Annotated in this window: 14 protein-coding genes; 4 read left to right on the plus strand and 10 right to left on the minus strand. The window is 45.9% G+C overall.

Annotation, left to right across the window (positions count from 1 at the left end):
- Position 1: 1 nt before the first annotated feature.
- The 3 genes from ACSX1A_RS13620 to mutL all read right to left on the minus strand — a co-directional run bounded on the left by ACSX1A_RS13620 (position 2) and on the right by mutL (position 3,693).
- On the minus strand, positions 2-913 hold the full coding sequence (locus ACSX1A_RS13620; RefSeq protein WP_439880191.1) for a rhomboid family intramembrane serine protease: 912 nt from the start codon (positions 911-913) through the stop codon (positions 2-4).
- Positions 914-919: 6 nt separating this feature from the next.
- Positions 920-1,699: a rhomboid family intramembrane serine protease gene (locus tag ACSX1A_RS13625; RefSeq protein ID WP_439880192.1), complete on the minus strand. Its 780-nt coding sequence runs from the start codon at positions 1,697-1,699 to the stop codon at positions 920-922.
- 143 nt (positions 1,700-1,842) lie between these two features.
- Positions 1,843-3,693 carry a DNA mismatch repair endonuclease MutL gene (mutL, locus tag ACSX1A_RS13630; protein WP_439880193.1) on the minus strand — a complete coding sequence of 617 codons (1,851 nt, stop codon included), beginning with the start codon at positions 3,691-3,693 and terminating at the stop codon, positions 1,843-1,845.
- Positions 3,694-4,144: 451 nt separating this feature from the next.
- Here mutL and ACSX1A_RS13635 point away from each other — a divergent pair, with 451 nt between their 5' ends.
- The 3 genes from ACSX1A_RS13635 to serA all read left to right on the plus strand — a co-directional run bounded on the left by ACSX1A_RS13635 (position 4,145) and on the right by serA (position 10,286).
- Complete coding sequence (locus ACSX1A_RS13635) at positions 4,145-7,069, plus strand: glycoside hydrolase family 3 N-terminal domain-containing protein (RefSeq protein WP_439880194.1); 2,925 nt, start codon at positions 4,145-4,147, stop codon at positions 7,067-7,069.
- A gap of 72 nt (positions 7,070-7,141) precedes the next feature.
- Positions 7,142-8,278 (plus strand): N-acetyl-alpha-D-glucosaminyl L-malate synthase BshA, encoded by a 1,137-nt coding sequence (gene bshA, locus ACSX1A_RS13640; RefSeq protein ID WP_439880195.1) that lies wholly within the window; start codon positions 7,142-7,144, stop codon positions 8,276-8,278.
- A 115-nt stretch (positions 8,279-8,393) separates the two neighbouring features.
- Entirely contained in the window at positions 8,394-10,286 is a 1,893-nt protein-coding gene (gene serA / locus ACSX1A_RS13645; protein WP_439880196.1) for a phosphoglycerate dehydrogenase, read from the plus strand.
- Positions 10,287-10,289: 3 nt separating this feature from the next.
- Here the strand turns inward: serA and ACSX1A_RS13650 are convergent, their stop codons facing one another.
- Complete coding sequence (locus ACSX1A_RS13650) at positions 10,290-10,823, minus strand: hypothetical protein (protein ID WP_439880197.1); 534 nt, start codon at positions 10,821-10,823, stop codon at positions 10,290-10,292.
- Between the two features lie 160 nt (positions 10,824-10,983).
- Here ACSX1A_RS13650 and ACSX1A_RS13655 point away from each other — a divergent pair, with 160 nt between their 5' ends.
- A complete protein-coding gene (locus tag ACSX1A_RS13655; RefSeq protein WP_439880198.1) occupies positions 10,984-11,331 on the plus strand; it encodes a HesB/IscA family protein in 348 nt (115 codons plus the stop codon).
- An 85-nt stretch (positions 11,332-11,416) separates the two neighbouring features.
- Here ACSX1A_RS13655 and ACSX1A_RS13660 read toward each other — a convergent pair whose 3' ends face one another.
- From ACSX1A_RS13660 to obgE, 6 genes are all read right to left on the minus strand, one after another.
- A complete protein-coding gene (locus ACSX1A_RS13660; RefSeq protein ID WP_439880199.1) occupies positions 11,417-12,301 on the minus strand; it encodes a ChaN family lipoprotein in 885 nt (294 codons plus the stop codon).
- 76 nt (positions 12,302-12,377) lie between these two features.
- A complete protein-coding gene (locus ACSX1A_RS13665) occupies positions 12,378-13,730 on the minus strand; it encodes an ABC transporter permease (RefSeq protein ID WP_439880200.1) in 1,353 nt (450 codons plus the stop codon).
- A complete protein-coding gene (locus ACSX1A_RS13670) occupies positions 13,723-14,634 on the minus strand; it encodes an ABC transporter ATP-binding protein (RefSeq protein ID WP_439880201.1) in 912 nt (303 codons plus the stop codon). Before ACSX1A_RS13670 ends, ACSX1A_RS13665 begins: the two co-directional genes overlap by 8 nt.
- Positions 14,635-14,833: 199 nt before the next feature.
- Positions 14,834-15,979: a molecular chaperone DnaJ gene (gene dnaJ / locus ACSX1A_RS13675; RefSeq protein ID WP_439880202.1), complete on the minus strand. Its 1,146-nt coding sequence runs from the start codon at positions 15,977-15,979 to the stop codon at positions 14,834-14,836.
- A gap of 3 nt (positions 15,980-15,982) precedes the next feature.
- Complete coding sequence (locus tag ACSX1A_RS13680; RefSeq protein ID WP_439880203.1) at positions 15,983-16,558, minus strand: nucleotide exchange factor GrpE; 576 nt, start codon at positions 16,556-16,558, stop codon at positions 15,983-15,985.
- Between the two features lie 237 nt (positions 16,559-16,795).
- Positions 16,796-17,788 (minus strand): GTPase ObgE, encoded by a 993-nt coding sequence (gene obgE, locus ACSX1A_RS13685; RefSeq protein WP_439880204.1) that lies wholly within the window; start codon positions 17,786-17,788, stop codon positions 16,796-16,798.
- Between the last annotated feature and the right edge of the window lie 10 nt (positions 17,789-17,798).

Consider the following 17,798-nt stretch of genomic DNA (forward strand, 5'->3'; position numbering starts at 1 on the left):
ATCAGCTATCTTTCTGGCTTGCCTGAAAGAGTTTTTGCTTCTCTTCTTTAGACAAACTCTCGTAGCCAGAACTTGATATCTTGTCAAGAATACGGTCTATCTCGTTTTGACTTGGTTTGGCTGACCCGTTGAAGCCGGTTCTGGAAGCGGAGCCGTTAGACGATGGAGTGGTACGCCGATGCGTTACCTTCAGTTTTGGCCGGCGCTTAAACAGGTTTGAGAAAAAGTCGAGCGTGGCGTGTAACGGACGCCCCATATCATTACCCCGTTGCAACTGCTTGATAAATATCCAACCTATTAAAGCGCCCCCGAGGTGGGCTATATTACCCCCGGCATTATCACCAACAGCACCTGAAATAGACAACAGCACAAGGAAAGCTGCAATGTACTTGATGCGGATCGGCCCGATCAGGATCAGGTTAAAGGTAAAGTTTGGCAGGAGCGTTGCTGCAGCCACCACAATAGCAAGTACGCTGGCAGAGGCACCTATCATGAATGAAAAAGCAGCCCGGTCAGCGAAGAAAGGAATAAAGTTATAGCTGAGCATGTACAAAGCACCTCCGGCAATACCACCAAGTATGTATAGACTCAAAAGCTTTTTCTCGCCCAGGTACTCCCGCACCAGCTGCCCGAACCAGTACAGGTTAAGCATGTTAAAGATGATATGCAGAAACCCTTCGTGTGTAAAAAAATACGTGATAAGCGTCCAGGGGCGAGTAATAAAAATAATCGGATCAGGGTTCAGGGCAATGTAGCGCATCAGCACATTGTAGGCAGCTGAACCACCTGTAAGGTATAACAGGGTGCGGGTGATGATGAGCACAACAAATACGATCACGTTGATCAGAATAAGCTGTTTCAGCGTGTTGTTGGGCTGCCGGAAAGCATGTTTTATATCGTCAATAATACTCATTTTGCTCTAGAAATTATTCTGATAATCGCTGCGTTGCCACATCTTTACAAGTATATACGCGAACAACATACCGCCGAGGTGTGCAAAATGTGCTACGTTATCGCCTGGCATCCGGTTAAAGCCCGAATACAGTTCAAACGCTCCGTACATCAGTACGAAATACTTTGCTTTGATCGGAAAAGGAAAAAACAGTAGCATCAGCTCCATGTTCGGAAACAACAGTCCAAATGCCATAAGTATAGCGAAAACAGCACCAGAAGCTCCCAGCATCGGCACGTTGATCAACTGCTGGTACACATAGCGAACGGCCTCCTTGCTTTCTGCTACATAGGTCGGGTTATCCGGGTTCCGGCGATACTCCACAGCAAATTTACGTTCGTACCGGCCTTCAAAATGGTCTTCCATGAAGTTGAAGAATGCCATCGGGGTGGGGTGCTCCATGTAAATAGCGGCCTCCTCTTCAACCTTGTTCAGCTCATAGGCACGCACTCCATTGTACATCAGGCTGGCGCCAAGCCCGCAGATCAGGTAAAAGGCCAGGAAGCGCTGTGGCCCCCAGAAACGTTCCAGTAAAGGCCCGAAGATAAACAAGCTGAACATGTTGCTGAACAAGTGTCCCCAGCCCCCATGCAGAAACATATGGGTAAAGAGCTGGATGGGCTGAAAGTTCTCAGAGCCAAACTGGTACAAGGCAAACTGGTTCGCCGGGAACAGCCTGTCCTGAAGTATAAATATGACCACGTTAATGATCAGGATATTCCTGACCATGGGGGTGATGTTAAACATGCGTATATTCTTTACTATTGAAGTATATGCCCAGCCAAGAACTATACCTGGCTGATACTCTTTAAAATTTTACTGCAAGCATCGGTTACTGTTTCCACAGCAATAGCCTTGCAGCAAAATAACAGTTAAAAAACTGCCTGCTTTCAGCTGCCTTTCAGAAACAGGTCATGCAACTGGCTCAGCTCCATGATCACCAGCGTCTTTTGGCCGCCCGGCGTATAATTAGGTACCAGGCAGGCGAAAAGTTTATCTACAAGAGAATTCATCTCCAAATCCGACATGCGGGCCAGCGTGCGCGACGACAGGCGTTTTGCCATTGCCCGGGCCAGGTTTTCTCTTTTATCAAGCTTTAACGTAGCCGAATTGTTTTTGTACTGCTCAACAAGCTCCTCCAGCAATTCTTTTTCATTGGCTGCATGCACATCGGCTGGTATTCCGTTCAGAATGATCGTATTCCCTCCAAAATCTTCAAACTGAAAACCCATGTCTTTGAATTCAGCTGCCAGTTCTTTCACGAGCACAGCATCAGATGGGGAGAAGTCTACGGTCTGCGGAAAAAGCAACACCTGCGAGGCCCCTGTTTTTTTGTTCAGGGAGTTAACATACTTCTCGTACAGGATCCGTTCCTGGGCCGCCTGCTGGTCAATGATCATCATACCGGATTTTACCTGTACCAGAAGATACTTCTGATGAATCTGGATTGCCTTATTGGCGGAAGCCATAGCAGAGGAGTCCGCAGCAAAGGTATCGTCCAGAAGATCCATACCGGAAGTGGCCGACGTTACCTGCTCCTGCTGCTCCCGCATTGGCTCATACAGCTGCTCCCATCCCTTAGATGTAGCTCTTCGGGTGTTAGATGCGGGGGGCGTAAAGCCAGGGAACGATGTACTGCCACCGCTGCCAAACTTACTGTCTGTGTCAAACTCATTAAAGCCTCCCTGTACCCGGATCGGTTGTAAGGGTGCAAAGTTCACATCTCCTTCAAAGTCGAGTGATGGGGCAATATTATAGGTGCCCAACGCTTTTTTAACTGCCGCATGCACGATGGCATACACTGTTTTTTCGTCTTCGAACTTGATCTCTGTTTTGGTAGGATGTACGTTTATATCAATCTTCTCCGGGTCGATCTCAATAAAAAGCACATAAAAGGGGTGATTTTCTTTCGGCAGCAGCCCTTCGAAGGCCGTCATGACAGCATGGTTGAGGTAACCGCTTTTCACGAAACGGTTGTTTACGAAAAAGAACTGCTCTCCACGTGTTTTTTTAGCATGCTCTGGCTTACCTATATAACCTCGTACTACTAAAAAGCCTGTATCTTCTTCGCAGTAAGCCATTTGCTCTTTGTAATTGCTGCTAAAAATGCCCACAATACGCTGGCTGAGCTTGGCTGCCGGCAGGTTAAAAACTTCTATCTCATTGTGGTGCAGCGAGAAAGCGACCTCAGGGTAAGCCAATGCCACACGCTGAAACTCATCCAGGATATGACGCATTTCCACGGCATTTGTTTTCAGGAAATTGCGGCGGGCTGGCACGTTGTAAAAAAGGTTCTTAACAGCAATGGATGTACCCTCTGGCACTGCGGCAGGCTCCTGCAATACAACAGCCGACCCTTCCACTAACATTCTCGTGCCAGCCTCTGCCCCTCTTGGCTTTGTTTTCAGTTCTACCTGGGCAACTGCACCGATCGATGCCATGGCCTCTCCCCGGAAGCCCATCGTCCGGATCCGGAAGAGGTCTTCGGTGGTGCTGATCTTAGAAGTAGCGTGTCGTTCGAAGCACATGCGGGCATCCGTTTCAGACATCCCGACACCATTGTCCACTACCTGCACCAGTTGCTTGCCGGCCTCCTTAATTATTAGCTGAATACTATTTGCCTGAGCATCGATGGCGTTCTCCAACAGCTCTTTTACAACTGAAGCAGGACGCTGCACCACCTCGCCGGCAGCGATCTGGTTTGCTAAGAAATCAGGCAGTAAATGTATAATGTCGGGCATCCGCTTATAAGAACCTTAAATAATTAATGGACTAAATTTAACTACATTTCAAGCTACTTTTACAACCCGGCCAAATTTTTGCACTCACTAAATTGTGAAAATAGAACTTATTCAGAATTAAATTTATTGTTAATTTACAGACCGATAAATTTAAGAGGTTGGCAAATTAACCATTTCACTGCCTTGCCTGTTTCTAAAAAGCACTTGTCGCTTGTATCAATTAGCAGGATAGTGGCGTTAGCATATATACAGATGCTACTTTTTTTGGTGCCACACTAGCTTGAGGCTGGTATTAAGGTTCCACCTTCTCTCCGGTCAGTCGACGGCTTAAGGCATTATATCTGATTATGGTCTGTTTCCGAACCGCCTATTGCAAAATTAGGCTTAATTTTAACTTGTTCCAATTATAAAATACTAGTACAGGATGTTGAAGAGTTTTAGCTTAGGGTTGTTGATTCTGATTTTTCTCGGAATGGGGCCGCTGATGTCATTAAAGTCATCAGAACAGCTCATAGTGAATGTGAAGGAACAAACCTGGGTTGATAGTGTAATGACTTCTTTGACCCCTGAACAGCGTATAGGCCAGCTTTTTATGGTGGCCGCCTACTCCAGTAAGAATGAAAAACACTTCCGGGAGATTGATACCCTGGTAAGTCGTTATGGTATTGGCGGCATCATGTTTATGCAGGGTGGCCCTGTGCGACAGGCAAAGCTTACAAACCGTTTCCAGAGCGAATCAAAAGTACCAATGCTTATTGCAATGGATGCTGAATGGGGCCTGGGTATGCGCCTGGATAGCAGCATGCAGTTTGCACGCCAGATGACGCTTGGTGCCATGCACGAGGATAAGTATACTTACCTGATGGGTAGGGAAATCGCATTAAAGATGAAGCGCCTGGGCGTAAACGTAAGTTTCTCTCCGGTATTGGATGTTAATGTGAATGCAGCCAACCCTGTGATTGGGAACCGCTCTTTCGGAGAGTCTAAAGAAGAAGTTGCCAGACGTGGGGTTGCCTATATCAGAGGGCTTCAGGATCACGGCGTTATTGCTGTTGCAAAACACTTCCCGGGCCATGGCGATACGGACACCGATTCGCACCTTTCCTTACCAGTGATAACACATGATATGAAGCGCCTGTCGGATGTTGAGCTTTATCCATTTAATAAATCTTTCGAGGCAGGCGTGATGGGTGTTATGGTTGCACACCTGTATATGCCCAAAATTGACAGCACCAAAAATTTGGCTACCACATTGTCCAGGCCGCTTGTTACCGGGCTGCTGAAGGACAAGATGAAGTACAGAGGCCTTGTATTCACAGATGCCCTGAATATGAAAGGTGTCAGCAAATACTACAAACCAGGTGAAGTTGACCTCAAAGCTTTAATGGCCGGTAATGATGTACTCCTATTTCCGGAAGACGTACCTACCGCAATCTTCAAAATAAAAGAAGCCATTGCCGCTGGCAAACTGACCCAGGACGAAGTGGACCTGCATGTGAGAAAAATATTACATGCCAAGTACTGGGCAGGGCTTAATAACTCTAAACCTGTTGCCCTGGCTAACCTTCAGGAGGAAATTGACAGGCCCCTGAGTAGTGTAGTGCAGGAGCAGCTCTACGATCATGCTGTGACTATTGTACAGAACAAAGACAGGCTGCTTCCTTTCAAAAATCTTGATACGCTGAGCATTGCCTCTGTTGCCGTAGGCGTAACGGAGTATAACAAGTTCCAGGAAACTCTGGGCTACTATGCTCCTATTAATAAATTTTCCATCTCTGATCGCTTTGCACCCGACACTGCCTTTATGAAGATCATACCTAAGATAAAGGACAATAATGTGGTAGTGGTAAGCATCCATAACATGAATATGACTCCTGCCAAGGAGTTTGGGATTGGCGTAGGTACCAGGGCATTTATTAAATATCTACAGGATCATACCAATAAAAAAGTAGTGGTAGTTGTAATGGGAAATGCTTATAGCCTGAAGTTTTTCGAGAACAGCAACACACTCGTATGCGGATTCGAGGATCATCCTGTTGCTCAATCCCTGGTACCACAGATGCTTTTTGGCGCAAGGGGAGCTAAAGGCAGCCTTCCTGTAACTGCATCTGCTAAGCTGAAAGCAGGTACCGGTGTGATAACTCAACCACTAGGCAGATTAAAGTATGGCGTTCCGGAGAGTGTTGGCATGAGTTCTTCTGTGCTGGAGCAGATCGACAATATTGCACTGGAGGCTATTGCATATGCCGCTACACCCGGTGCCCAGGTGATGGTTATAAAAGACGGTACTGTCGTTTTTAATAAATCCTATGGGTACTATACCTACGCAAAAGAAAAGCCTGTTACGAGCAGCACTGTTTACGACATCGCCTCGATCACGAAAGTGGCAGCTACTCTGCAAGCTATCATGTTCCTGAAAGACCAGGGCAAAATTAACCTGGATGCAAAGGTATCTACTTATTTGCCGGAGCTGAAAGGATCTAACAAAGAGAACATTGTAATGCGCGATGTGCTCACGCATCAGGCAGGATTACTTGCTGGTATACCAGCCTGGCAGAACACTTTAAAGTCAATAGAGACAAAGAAACTGTTTTACGCCAGCCGGCAGACAGACTCTTATCCGAATGAAGTAACACCTGGCTTCTACTCTATCAAGAGCATGGAAGACTCATTATGGACCTGGACAGTAAAATCAAGACTTATCCCTGCCAGAAAGGATGGCAAAGGGTATGACTACAAGTATAGTGACCTGGACTTCTATATTTTAAAGCGTGTAGCGGAAAGACTGCTGAACCAGCCTTTGGATGAGTTCATGGATCAGAATTTTTACGCTCCGCTTGGCTTAAGCACCATGACCTATAAACCACTGCTAAAGCTCCCGAGAGAAGCAATTGCACCTACTGAGGATGATAAATATTTCCGCCACAACCTGATCTGGGGTACTGTGCACGACCAGGGTGCAGCAATGTTGGGCGGTGTAGCAGGCCACGCTGGCTTGTTCTCTAACGCCAACGACCTGGCTATACTTCTGCAAATGAACTTACAGAACGGAAAGTATGGCGGCCACGATTACTTTACCAACAATGTGGTTACTGAGTTCTCTAAGAAGCAGTTTGAAGGTAACCGGCGTGGTTTGGGTTGGGATAAACCGGAAATGGAAGGCGGCGGCCCTACCTCAAGCATGGCACCACAAAGCACCTTTGGCCATACGGGTTTTACAGGTACAGGTGCCTGGGTCGATCCAGAAAATAAATTGATTTACGTTTTTTTATCAAACAGAGTATACCCTGACGGCGGCAATAATAAGCTTGTTAAGTATAACATCCGCACACGTATACATGATGTGATTTATAAAGCGATAATTCCTAAAACATAAAAGATATTATGTAGTTTAGCAGGTGCAGCCAAACTATGGGGCTGCACTTGTTATTTCACAGCATTCATAACTATGAAAATCGGTATAGTTTGTTATCCTACCTTCGGGGGTAGCGGTGTGGTTGCCACAGAATTAGGCAAGGCTCTCGCTCTTAAAGGGCACCAGGTACACTTTATAACCTACAGCCAGCCCGCACGCCTCGACCTTTTTAACGAGAATTTATTCTATCACGAAGTATATATTCCTACGTACCCACTGTTCCAGTACCCGCCTTATGAGCTTGCCTTAGCTAGCAAAATGGTAGATATTGTAAAGTTTGAGAAGCTGGATCTGCTGCATGTGCACTACGCCATCCCGCATGCCTCAGCTGCTTATATGGCCAAACAGATACTGCGTACCAAAGGGATCAATATTCCTATTATCACCACCCTGCATGGCACAGACATTACCCTGGTAGGCAAAGATGCCTCTTTTGAGCCGGTCGTAACCTTCAGCATCAATCAGTCCGATGGCGTAACAGCCGTGTCTGATAGCCTGCGCGCTGAGACCTATGAGTACTTTCAGATAGAAAAGGACATAGAAGTTATTCCGAACTTTATCAACCTTGAGAAGTTCAAGCGACAGAAGAAAGACCATTTCCGGATGGCGATCAGCCCGAACAACGAAAAGTTGCTGGTGCACACATCTAACTTCAGGACTGTAAAGCGTGTGGAGGACGTAATACGTATTTTTGCACAGGTACGCCAGCACATGCCTAGCAAGTTATTATTGGTTGGCGACGGACCTGAGCGCCCTAAAATGGAGAAGTTTTGCCGTGAGCTGCAAATATGCAATGATGTGCGCTTCCTGGGTAAACTTGATGCCGTGGAAGAAGTGCTTTCCATTGCGGACCTGTTCCTGATGCCTTCCGAGAAAGAGAGTTTCGGCCTCGCCGCTCTTGAAGCCATGGCCTGTGAAGTACCTGTTATCTCCACTAATGCAGGAGGTATCCCTGAGCTTAACATTGATGGCGTAACGGGCTTTACCAGCCCGGTAGGTGCCGTAGATGAAATGGTGCAGAATGCCCTGAAAGTGCTGGATGATAACAACCTGCCACGCTTTAAAGCAAATGCACTGGCACGGGCTAAAGTCTTCGATATCAGCAAAATTGTGCCGCTGTATGAAAATCTATACCAAAAAGTAATCTCTGAGCAGCTGGCTTTGCTCTAACTACTTTATCATGATCTCGTAAAACTAAAAAAAACCGACACGCTTGTTAGCAGTCGGTTTTTTTATGTTGTATATTCCGTAAACACCTGATTTCCAGAATCCAAATCCAGCACCGATGAACAAAGACAAATATTTTATACTTGATTTTGACAGCACCTTTACGCAGGTGGAAGCCCTGGATGAGTTGGGAGAGATCTCGTTACGGCAGCAGGAGGACAAAGAGGAGGTACTTCAACAGATAAAGGACATCACGAACAGTGCCATGGATGGCAGCAGCTCTTTTGCGGAGGGCCTGACGCAGCGGTTACAATTGCTACAAGCCAATAAAAAGGACCTGCAGGAACTAATAACTGTACTTCAGGAAAAGGTATCTCATTCTATCAAGCGCAATAAAGAATTCTTCGCAGAATTTGCTGACCAGGTCTTGATCGTATCCAGCGGATTCAAAGAATTTATTGTGCCCATCGTAACACCGTATGGCATCAAAGAAGAGAATGTATTTGCTAACACCTTCCGGTTTGATGAGCAAGGGAACATCATTGGATTTGATGAGGAAAACGTGTTGTGCCAGGATAAAGGCAAAATAAAATTACTTGATAAGTTAGGCCTGCAGGGAGATGTGTATGTACTCGGTGACGGTTATACTGACTATGAGATCAAAGAGGCCGGAATGGCGAATAAGTTTTATGCTTTTACTGAAAATATTACGCGTAATAAGGTTGTAGAGAAAGCAGAACACATAGCGCCTAGCCTGGATGAATTCTTATATCAAAACAAGCTTCCGATGGCTATATCTTATCCAAAAAACCGCATAAAAGTCCTGCTACTGGAAAACGTGCATCCCAAAGCGACTGAACTTTTCCAGAAAGAAGGATACCAGATAGAGACTATTGCTGGAGCGCTGAGCGAAGAGGAGCTGTGCGAACATATTAAAGATGTCTCTATACTTGGCATACGTTCAAAAACACAGGTAACCGCGAAAGTACTGGAGAGTGCTAACCGCCTGATGAGCATCGGTGCCTTTTGTATCGGGACAAACCAAATTGACCTGGAAACAAGCTTAAAAGCCGGAATTACTGTTTTTAACGCTCCCTTCAGTAATACACGAAGTGTAGTGGAACTGGCATTAGGAGAAATTATAATGCTATCCAGGAAGATTTTCGATAAAAGTACCAAGATGCACCAGGGAGTCTGGGATAAATCAGCTAGTGGCAGTGTAGAGGTCAGGGATAAGAAACTGGGCATAGTTGGTTATGGCAATATAGGCGCGCAGTTATCTGTGCTGGCTGAGGCAATGGGTATGCAGGTATACTATTACGACGTAGTGGAGAAGCTACAGCTAGGTAATGCCCGCAAATGCGATACGCTTAAACAGATGTTAGAAATTTCTGATGTGGTAACCTTGCACGTGGATGGGCGGGCAGATAATAAAAACATGTTTGGCAGCACGGAGTTTGACGCCATGAAAGACGGGGCGCTTTTCCTGAACCTGAGCCGTGGCCATGTGGTAGAGATACCCGCATTGGTAGCAGCATTAAAATCCGGCAAGATCAGCGGTGCCGCAGTAGATGTTTTTCCTTATGAGCCTGCTACTAATGATGAGCCATTTTTAAGCGAGCTTCGCGGCCTGGACAATGTTATACTTACCCCTCATATTGGTGGCAGTACCACTGAGGCACAAGAGAATATCGCACACTTTGTACCTAACCGTATCATGGAGTATATTAATACAGGCAACACTTACCAGAGTGTCAACTTCCCGAACATACAGTTGCCTGAACTGAAAGATGCGCACCGCCTTATCCACATCCATGCTAACGTACCGGGGGTGCTGGCAAATATCAACAATGCACTGGCGCACAACCAGGTAAACATACTTGGCCAATACCTTAAAACAAACGAGCAGGTTGGCTACGTTATCACAGATGTAAACAAAGCGTATGACAAGCAGGTGATAAGCGACCTAAGAAAGGTGCCACATACTATAAAATTCAGAATGCTTTACTAGCAACTAGAATACCTGACCAATCTCCTGCTTCACGTAGCTCAGCGCACGGGCTGTAGGATCGGTTTCTGAGTTAAGCACATTCTCCAGCACCCGTTTAGCCAGTTCTGTTCCTTTAGCATTTTGCGGCAGTTCCTGAAACGTTCTGTTGATCAGGTTCACAACATCCTCGCGGGCATGCTGTACCTGCTGCCATGCCTGTTCCGTCATGTACACTTGCTGCGACATGTTGTGGTTAAACTCGTTTCTGATCTCGCTAAGCAAAATTCTGTGGTATTCAGCCGCTGTCTGTCCGGCGGCGCTTACTCTTAGCAGCAAGTTACTTGGAGTTATGCGCTCCAGGAGCAGCACCACCCGCTCATACGCCTGCAGCCTGATCGGCAATACTACATCCGTATTCTTCTTCCTGAGTTCCAGTAAACGCATTTGGTAATCGCGCTCATAGTGTTTCTTAATCAGGTAATACATGGCTACTGCCACGATCAGGGCAGGTAATGATATTTTGATGAGTTCAATGAAGAACAAGACAGTTTCGTTCATGTTTTGCGTTAGATGAAAGTATAAATATCGTAAAAATTTAATCTTGTGCACATGAATCATTTCAGCGCTTTAGCTGTTTACATAGTACAACAAACAGCCACAAGCATTTTAACTGATAATTGTGTAAGTTTGTGGCTACAAATAATGAATAGGAATTACTATGGCAACAGAAACTAAAACAGCGCCTATTACTCTTACAGAGAGAGCTTTAGCTGAGGTTAAAAATATACTTAAAGAAAAAAATGTACCTACTGAATACGGTTTGCGCGTTGGCGTGCAAGGCGGAGGCTGCTCAGGTATGTCTTATCTGCTAGGTTTTGATAAGCCAAAAGAAACTGATGAGATCTTCCATTTAGAAGGTGTTGACCTGATCATGGATAAAAAGCATGCGATGTATGTACTTGGCATGCAGGTTGATTTTCAGGATGGCCTTAACGCACGTGGGTTTATCTTCAACAATCCTCAGGCTACCAGTACCTGCGGATGTGGTAGCTCATTCTCAGCATAAAAGAAACCTTCTTTCTCTTTAGATAAGTAAAGCCCGGCTAGATTGCCGGGCTTTACTGTTTTTATTTATCTTTTGCCTATGTACCCTAGTAGGTTCTGGTCATACTTTCTGGTACCACAAGTATAAAATCTGCCTTGCCTGTACTTTCCTCAGAAAGCTTTTCTAAATCTTCCTGCAGTACGGTCGTGATGGTGATAACTTTCAGCTTTGGATTTGCTTTTTTTACATACCAGCCAATACCTTCAAAATTATCAGAGTGATAGCCTCCGTTCAGGTGCAGCATGTGCTTGCCGTTTCTCAGAGCCTGTACTATAAAGTGCGCCATGGTAGCATCTTTTAGCGCCTGCGCCTGCACAATATTTGTGCTTTTAGTGTTTCCGTGCGTGCTGTTCCCGAACATGGCCAGCATGTTTTGGTAACCGGGTAAAGTCATGTCTACTTCTATGGGAAGTGGTGCCATAAATTTCCGGGCCTCTTCCGAAACGCCCTCTAGTGCCGTCAGACTACCTCCTGATACCATAGCGGCATACCTTCTGGGCACATTGGTGGCTATAAATGGGATACCTTTTGCTTTGGCAAACCGCACAACAGGCTTATAATCGGTTTTGTAGTTTGGCCATGGCCTTGCTTCCTGCTCAAAATTACTTTCCGGCACCTGTTCGCTCAGATACTCATTTAACACCAGCTGCACATCAGACTCAAACATTTCAGCACCCAGTACAAAGTCTGACGCATGCTTCTTATAAAGGTCTTTGGCTACCTCCAGCTGCAGCCAATGGGCAATAGGATCATTGTGCTGTTCTCCAAACAGAACGATATCAGCTTTCTCCAGCGCTTCAAGCATTTTACCGTAGCTCAGACTTTTGCCATCTTTTGTAAAAAGCCTGTAAGCCGGTTTGTCTTTGTTCTGGGCAGAAGCAACCATAACGACTATAATAATCAGAATGAGTGATAAAAGTACCCTTTTCATGATGCAGATTTTTATACTCTAATTTACTAAAAAGCCGGTACTTAACAGTACCGGCTTTTTAGTAATTATATGTGGTCTATACTCTATAAAATAACCATTTCGAAAGTTCTCTGTAGTTGATCTTTTTGCCATACATTAAAATACCTATTCTGTAGATGCGGCTTGCAATCCAGGTTGTAAAAATAAACCCTAGCACCAGCAACGCCATGGAAAGGAGCAACTCCCAGGCAGGAACACCAAAAGGCACCCGCACCATCATTACAATGGGAGACGTAAATGGTATGATCGACATCCAGAAAGCAACCGGCCCATCAGGATTCTTCAGGACCAAAGTATAAGACATGATAAAGGAGATGATCAACGGAATAGTGATCGGGAACATAAATTGCTGCGTGTCAGTCTCGTTATCTACGGCAGCGCCAATGGCCCCGAACAGGGAACCATAAAGCAAATACCCACCCAGGAAGTAAAACAGAAAGCAACCGACAATCAAAGGAATATTAAGGTTAGACAAGGCCGTCATACTTTCTCCTATTACTTCTGCTGCACCATTTTCCTGTGCAGCTACCTGCTCTTCATCATCTACATCCACTTCGCCGGTAGCAGCAGCTCTGCCTGCCGCCAACTGCTCCATAGGTGTAGGGGCAGCTTTTACCCCGAAAGCAGCCTGCACTCCTGTTACCACCACCATCGACAGCACAACCCAGAGCAGAAACTGTGTCAGGCCTACGGCAGCTATCCCGATCACTTTGCCCATCATCAACTGGAATGGCTTAACAGAAGAGATAATTACTTCAATAATGCGGCTGGTTTTCTCCTCGATCACACCACGCATGATCTGCACGCCATACATAAAGATGAAAAAGTAGATAATAACGGCTCCTATCACCCCTGCAGCAGAGGTAACGATGGCACTGTTCCCCTTTTCACCCTCATCGCTCAGGTTAATAGCTGTAAGCGATATGTTGGCTTTCATCTTCTCAAGCGTGGACCTATCCATACCCGAAGCAACAAACCGCTGGTTCTCAATCTCCTTCTCCAATGCGTTTTCAAGGCGCACCTGAGTCTGTAAGCTCGTATTCTTTTTAGAATATATCTTTATACCCTCTGGCTTATCGATACTCAGTTCTTTCGGGATGTAGAGCAGCGCAGTATTATCCGTTTCCCTATATACTGTTTTTGCCTGCTCCAATGACCCGGCAAGCGGCACGAATTTCAGGTCATTCTTATTCTCGAGCTTCCCTGCAAACAATCCGCTTTCATCCAGTATCATCACTGTTTCGCCACTATCAGAGATAGTAACGAGCCAGGCCGGGATAACCATAAAGGCAGCCAGCAGCAAAGGCGTTAACAAAGTCATGATAATGAAGCTCTTCTTGCGTACGCGGGTCAGGTACTCGCGCTGTACTATAAGCCATATCTTATGCATGGTGCGTCTCCTTTACTTTTCGGATAAAAATTTCATTTATACTTGGTACCAACTCTATGAAAGAATGCACCTCAACTCGTTGAATCAAATATCTTAGCAGGTCGTTCGGTGTTGCATCATCCAGGAGCCTCACATCAGCCCTGAACACGCCATGATTATCATGCTGCTCCAGCACCTCAAAATCGGGAGAAGTGATCAGGAGCTGGCCATTTCCGATAATCTGGTAGGTATTGGTTTTGTAAGTGTCTTTTATTTCCTGCACAGGCCCATCCAGCACCTTGCGGGCACGATTGATCAGCGCTATAAAATCACACAGCTCTTCCACGGACTCCATACGATGGGTCGAGAAAATAATGGTGGCACCTCTATCCCGAAGCCGAAGAATTTCATCTTTGATCAGGTTAGCATTGATAGGGTCGAAGCCTGAGAATGGTTCATCCAGAATAATGAGTGCCGGCTCATGCATAACCGTAGCAATGAACTGTACCTTTTGCTGCATCCCTTTGGAAAGGTCTTCTATGTTCTTGCCCAGCCACTCTCTGATCTCAAACCGGTCTACCCACTCTTTAATCCTGGCTGTGGCTTCAGCTTTGCTCAAGCCTTTTAGTTGTGCCAGGTATAAAAGTTGCTCACCAACCTTCATTTTCTTGTACAGGCCCCGCTCTTCGGGCAAATAACCTATCTCTTTGATGTGTGCGGGTTTCAGGCGCTCTCCATTAAAGTAGATCTCACCGCTGTCGGCCCCGGTAATTTGGGTGATGATTCGGATCAAAGAAGTCTTGCCGGCACCATTAGGCCCCAGCAGGCCAAAGATGCAGCCAGTTGGAATCTCGAAGCTCACGTTGTCGAGGGCAGTGTGGTTGCTGTAGCGTTTTGTAACGCCATCAATTTTAAGGATGCTCAACGTTTTATGCTTTTGATTTATTCAAAAATAGCTTTATCCTACAGATAAGACAAGCTAATATTAAGTTAAGTATATACTTTATCGACAAAGAGAAGTGTACGGCTGACCAAGGTAAAAGTATGCCTGACTAAATCATCTTAAAAAAAGAAGGGCTGCTCCCCAATCAGGAAAGCAGCCCTCTTCTATACGTTAACTTCTGTTATTGAAAGTAATCTTTTACTTTCTCGAAGAAGCCTTTTTCATTTTTCCCCGGGTGTGGTGCAAAGTTATTTGACTCACGCAGGCCTTCCAGCACAGCACGTTCATCAGAACTCAATGACTTAGGCGTCCATACATTTACATGGATCAGCTGATCACCGGTTCCGTAGCCGTTAATATCTTTGATACCTTTTCCGCGCAGCCTGAAGATCTCTCCGCTCTGAGTACCAGGCTTGATACTGATCTTCACTTTACCGGTAATAGTAGGTACTTCAATCTCAGCGCCCAGGGCAGCATCCACAAAACTGATGTACTGATCATAGATCACATTGTTACCATCACGCTTCAGTGTTGGGTGCGGCTCCTCTTCTATCTGTATTAACAGGTCACCGGGTACGCCACCACGCTCTGGCACGTTACCTTTGCCGCTCATTGACAGCTGCATGCCATCCATCACACCGGCAGGAACGTTGATCGTGATCACCTCTTCCTGCAGTTCTCTACCACTTCCGTGGCAGGTTTCGCAGTTGCTGGTAACAATACGGCCTTCCCCGTTACAGGTAGGGCATGTTGCTGTGGATACCATCTGGCCCAGCATGGTGTTTACCACCTTGCGCACCTGTCCGGATCCCTGGCAGGTACCGCAGGTCTGCATCTCAGTACCATTCTTAGCACCGTTTCCGCCACATGTAGCACAGGCTACGTATCTTTTAACTTTAATTTTCTTCTCAACGCCATTCGCTACCTCTTCCAGGTTCAGCTTTAACTTAATGCGAAGATTAGAACCTTTACGGGTACGTCGTCCGCCTCCGCCTGAGCGGCCACCTCCAAAAAAGCTTTCAAACGGACTGCCGCCGCCAAATATATCGCCGAACTGTGAGAAGATATCATCCATGTTCATGCCGCCGCCGCCAAAGCCGCCATTCACGCCCTGATGACCGAACTGGTCATAACGCTGGCGCTTCTGCTGATCGCTTAAGATCTCGTACGCTTCTGCAGCTTCTTTAAACTTATCTTCTGCTGTAGGGTCGTCCGGATTTTTATCGGGGTGGTATTTAATGGCAATTTTACGGTAAGCCTTCTTAATCTCTTCCTGGGCCGCACCTTTGCTTACACCTAAAACTTCGTAATAATCTCTCTTAGCCATTGCTTACGCTCCTATTATAACTTTTGCGAAACGGATAACCTTATCGTTCAGGGTGTATCCTTTCTCAATAACATCTACTATTTTGCCTTTCAGCTCCTCTGATGGGGCAGGAATTTGAGTAACTGCTTCATGCATATCTGGATCAAAGGCGTCGCCAGGATGGATCTCCATCGGCTTAAGACCTTTTTGCTGCGTTACGTGCTTCAGTTTATGGAACACCAGTTCTAGCCCTTGCAGCATAGCATCCACATCTTTGGTAGTCTCTATTGATTGGCGGGCACGCTCCATGTCGTCTAATACAGGTAACAATTCACCCATCAGGTCTTGAGTAGCGGTTTTAGCCAAATCGATGCGTTCCTTAGCAGTTCTGCGTCTGAAATTCTCAAACTCAGCCATCAGGCGGATGTATTTATCTTTCATTTCTGCTAATTCAGCAGCTACGCTATCCTCCTGAGCGCCTTCAGCTTGCTCTGTTGTTTCTTCTTCCTGGTTCAGGTCCTGCTCATCTGCCTCAGTGTTGGCAGTTTTTTCCTGCAGTTCTTCGTTATCCTGCTCTTTCTTACTATTTTTATCTGACATAATGCCTTAAAAAAGTTAGGTTGATAAGTCTATGTTGTCTTGTCAATTAACTTGCCAAAACAGCTTTTGTGCCATTCTGACATTTAATAAATAGTAACACTTGTGATACTATTATCTATGCTGCCCGCTTCCGGTATATGCTTAGCTGCAGCAAATCCAGCCTGATTTCAAAAAAAATCGGTAGTAGACTTTTCAGCCTCTACCGATCTGGTTACTATATAAGTTACTGGGCTGTGCTTAACTGTTTAGCGCTTCCCAAATCATATCTTTTAATTGGGTGATGTTCTTACCTGTTATACTAGATATAAACACTGTTGGCAAACCTTCCGGAAGGGTCTTACGCATTTCCTCTTCCAGTTCCTCATCCAGCATATCAGATTTGGTTACGGCTAACAAGCGCTTTTTATCCAGCAACTCCGGATTAAAGGTTTGCAGTTCATTCAGGAGCACGTTATACTCCTCTGCAATATCCGCGCTCTCACAAGAAACCATAAATAAGAGGATGGAGTTCCGTTCTATGTGGCGCAGGAACCTTAACCCTAACCCTTTTCCTTCTGATGCCCCTTCAATGATCCCTGGAATGTCGGCCATTACAAACGACTTATAATCGCGGTAGGCAACCACTCCCAGGTTAGGTTCTAAGGTAGTAAAGGCGTAGTTGGCAATTTTTGGCTTGGCAGCAGAAACCACTGACAGCAAAGTAGATTTACCAGCATTCGGAAAACCTACCAGTCCTACGTCAGCTAATAGCTTTAACTCCAGCACTACCCATTCATCAGTGCCTTCTTCACCTGGCTGGGCGTAGCGAGGGGTTTGATTCGTTGGAGATTTAAAGTGGGCGTTACCAAGACCTCCACGGCCTCCCGGTGTCAGGATAATTTCTTGTCCGTCTTCGGTGATCTCGCACATAAACTCACCAGTCTCAGCGTTTCTGGCGATTGTTCCTAAAGGCACCTCCAGTATCTCATCTTTGCCCTGGGCTCCTGATGAGTGGTTGGGGCCTCCGTTATGGCCGTTTTCAGCAATTATATGCTTCCGGAACTGCAAATGCAGTAATGTCCAAAGTTGCGAGTTGCCTCTAAGTATAACATGCCCGCCACGGCCTCCGTCGCCCCCATCAGGACCGCCTTTTGCCGTTAGCTTATCACGGTGCAAGTGAGCGGAACCTCCGCCACCATGCCCTGAACGTGAGCATATTTTAACGTAATCTATAAAGTTACTTTGAGCCAAACCAGGTAAG

The organism is Pontibacter sp. MBLB2868, from assembly GCF_051904785.1.
GTDB lineage: Bacteria > Bacteroidota > Bacteroidia > Cytophagales > Hymenobacteraceae > Pontibacter.

Bases quoted from the DNA above. Each gene is read 5' to 3' on its own strand.
- ACSX1A_RS13620 (WP_439880191.1), bottom strand. From the start codon at position 913: ATGAGTATTATTGACGATATAAAACATGCTTTCCGGCAGCCCAACAAC.
- ACSX1A_RS13625 (WP_439880192.1), bottom strand. From the start codon at position 1,699: ATGTTTAACATCACCCCCATGGTCAGGAATATCCTGATCATTAACGTG.
- mutL (WP_439880193.1), bottom strand. From the start codon at position 3,693: ATGCCCGACATTATACATTTACTGCCTGATTTCTTAGCAAACCAGATC.
- bshA (WP_439880195.1), top strand. From the start codon at position 7,142: ATGAAAATCGGTATAGTTTGTTATCCTACCTTCGGGGGTAGCGGTGTG.
- serA (WP_439880196.1), top strand. From the start codon at position 8,394: ATGAACAAAGACAAATATTTTATACTTGATTTTGACAGCACCTTTACG.
- ACSX1A_RS13650 (WP_439880197.1), bottom strand. From the start codon at position 10,823: ATGAACGAAACTGTCTTGTTCTTCATTGAACTCATCAAAATATCATTA.
- ACSX1A_RS13655 (WP_439880198.1), top strand. From the start codon at position 10,984: ATGGCAACAGAAACTAAAACAGCGCCTATTACTCTTACAGAGAGAGCT.
- ACSX1A_RS13660 (WP_439880199.1), bottom strand. From the start codon at position 12,301: ATGAAAAGGGTACTTTTATCACTCATTCTGATTATTATAGTCGTTATG.
- ACSX1A_RS13665 (WP_439880200.1), bottom strand. From the start codon at position 13,730: ATGCATAAGATATGGCTTATAGTACAGCGCGAGTACCTGACCCGCGTA.
- dnaJ (WP_439880202.1), bottom strand. From the start codon at position 15,979: ATGGCTAAGAGAGATTATTACGAAGTTTTAGGTGTAAGCAAAGGTGCG.
- ACSX1A_RS13680 (WP_439880203.1), bottom strand. From the start codon at position 16,558: ATGTCAGATAAAAATAGTAAGAAAGAGCAGGATAACGAAGAACTGCAG.